The organism is Bacillus sp. MMSF_3353 (assembly GCF_030733445.1).
Taxonomy (GTDB): domain Bacteria; phylum Bacillota; class Bacilli; order Bacillales; family Bacillaceae_G; genus Bacillus_A; species Bacillus_A wiedmannii.
The window spans coordinates 1-2,934 of the sequence record NZ_JASHJA010000080.1 but is presented as its reverse complement, the minus strand read 5'-3'; the positions used below and the strand labels follow the sequence as shown (position 1 = coordinate 2,934).

The 2,934-nt window shown below is 32.9% G+C and carries 1 protein-coding gene; it reads right to left on the bottom strand.

From position 1 onward, the window contains the following. A partial coding sequence (locus RBB48_RS31490; protein ID WP_306008855.1) for an amino acid adenylation domain-containing protein occupies positions 1–2,934 on the bottom strand: 2,934 nt, incomplete at both ends.

Below are 2,934 nucleotides of genomic sequence, written 5' to 3'. Positions count from 1 at the left end.
TCCTTATAAGTTAACTGTTGTTCTTTATATACCAACGCAACAGAATTCGGATTCTGAATCACTTGCTGTTCAAATAACTCTTGAATCACCACATCTTTTTGATAATTCCCCTCTATGTTAGTCCATTCATGTAATAATTGCTTTTCTTCCTTCCTAGTAATTATTCTTAAATTCTCAATAGGTTCCTCCGGAAATTGTAAAATTTCATCTAGCCAAATTTCAAAAGATTGAGCCATTCTTTTTATTGTAGAAACCTTAAATAAGTCTGTATTATATTCAAAGTCCACTTGTAATCCTGTTGGTACCTCTTCCATTGCTATAGTTATATCAAACTTTGCACCATTCATATGTCTAGGCATTTTTTCTACGCTATGATCTAATAATTTTGGTAACTCTTTTAATTGATTATGAAAAACAAACATTGTCTGAAATAGTGGAGAATAACTCATATCACGTTCTGGTTGTATGGCTTCTATAACTTTTTCAAAAGGAACGTCCTGATTTTCTTGTGCATCTAACATTTTTTTCTTTATCTGTTGGACCAATTCTTTAAATGTTATATTATTTGAGCAATCTGCACGATAGACTACAGTATTCGCAAAGAATCCAATAAGATCTTCAACCCCTGGATAATTCCTATTAGCAATCGGGCTGCCTACTAAAATATCTTTTTGATTTGTATAACGAGAAAGAAACCCTTGATAACTTGCTAATAAAGTGGCAAATAGTGTAACACCTTCCTTATAATTAAATACCTTTATTTTTTCTAACAATTTATTGGGTATGACAAATTGATACGTATCCCCATTATAGCTTTGTATTGTTGGACGAGGATAATCAAATGGGAGTTCCAATATAGGAAGTAAGCCACGTAATTCATTCCTCCAATATGCTATTTGTTTTTGTATTATGTCTTCTGTTAACCAGCTTTTTTGCCACTTTGTAAAATCAATATACTGAAAAGGTAAAGGGGAAAGCTTATCAGTTTCGTCTTCCAAAAATGCCTGATAAAAACTCATCCATTCATTAATAAAAGTATCTAATGACCAGCGATCAAAAATAATATGATGGACGGTACAAAGAATTACTAACTCTTCATTGTCCATTATTATTAAATGAGCACGCAATAAAGGCCCTTGGCTTAAATCAAATGGCTTTTCAGCTTCTATTTTCGATATTTTATCCATTTTCGATATTTTATCTTCTGGAGAAAGATAACATAAATCAATTACTGATAAGGGAACTGTTATATCTTTTTGAACAATTTGCACTGGTTTTCCGTCAACTTCTTGAAATACTGTCCGTAAAATTTCATGGCGATGTATCATTGCAGCATATCCTTTTTTTAACATCTCAACGTTCCATTTCCCTTTTAAACGCCATGCAATCGGGACATTGTAAAGTGCACTATTTGTTTCAATTTTATCCATTATCCATAAACGTTGTTGAGCGAAAGATAATGGTTCGTATTGTTCACGTTTTACTGATTGTAATGGTGTTAAAACATCGTTTTCCCCCATTTTTCCCAAAAAAAATGTTAAACGTTCTGAGAAACTTTTAATAGTAGGGTATTCAAATATATCACGTACTTGTATTAGAATTGAAAAATCAACACCTAAACGTGAAATTATTTTAGTTGCTAAGAGAGAATGTCCACCTAACTCAAAAAAATTAGCGTTTATCCCAATGACAGAGGAGTCAATCCCCAATACCTCTGACCAAATTTCTACCAATTTTTTCTCTACTCTATTCCGAGGTGCTATATATCCCTCGTTCGTTTGTATAATAGAATCCCATACGGGTAAAGCTTTTTTATCTACCTTCCCATTAACAGTTAACGGCAATGATTCTATCTTGATAAAATGAGCCGGTACCATATAATTTGGAAGATGTACCTCTACATGTTTTCTCCACTCTTGTATATCTCCTTCACCTACAATATAAGCTACTAAGATTTTATCTCCAAATGTATCTTCTTGCGCTACCACAGTAACTTCTTTAATGTCTGGATGTTTTCCTAAGATTGTTTCAATTTCACCTAACTCAATTCGAAATCCTCTAATCTTAACTTGTTTATCAGCTCTTCCAATATATTCTATATTTCCATCAGGTAAATATTTAACTAAATCACCTGTCCGATATAATCTATCATTTGAACTATTCTTGAATGGGTGTGGGATAAATGATGCCTCTGTTAATTCAGGTTGATTCAAATATCCTCGTGCTAATGCGATACCGCCTATATAAAGTTCACCCACTGTTCCAATAGGGACACGCTTATGATCTTTATTTAATACATATGCCTCTACATTTGGCATGGGCCGACCAATAGGAGGTGCTCCATCTCCTTTATATATTCCCGCGACAGTATAAACTGTGGTTTCTGTTGGACCATACGCATTAATAAAAAGGTGATTTTGCATCCAGCGTTTTGCAACTTTTTCACTACAGGCTGATCCCGCAGAAGTAACAACCTGTAAATCTTTAAATACAGATTCATCTAACAAATTAAGTACCGTAGGTGGTAAAAGTGCATGTGTAATTTTATTTTTTTGCAAGAACTGAGTAAGTGGTTCAACTGGCATAATATCGTGTTGACTACATACATATAAGGTTCCACCTGAAACTAGGCTAGTAAATATCTCAAATACTGAAGCATCAAATGATAATGAAGCAAATTGAATAGTTTTACTGTCTGCATTCATTTTTGTTAAATTAATACTAGAAATAATAAAATTACATAAGCTCTTTTGTTCAATTAATACCCCTTTGGGTTTTCCTGTAGATCCAGATGTATAGATTACATATGCCAAATTATCTGGTTTAACTTCAATTGTAGGATTTATACTTTTTTCTTTCGAAATATTCATTTCATGTTCTTTTATATCAATACAGTCTATTTCTTTAGGTATCCACTGTGTTAGATGACTTTGT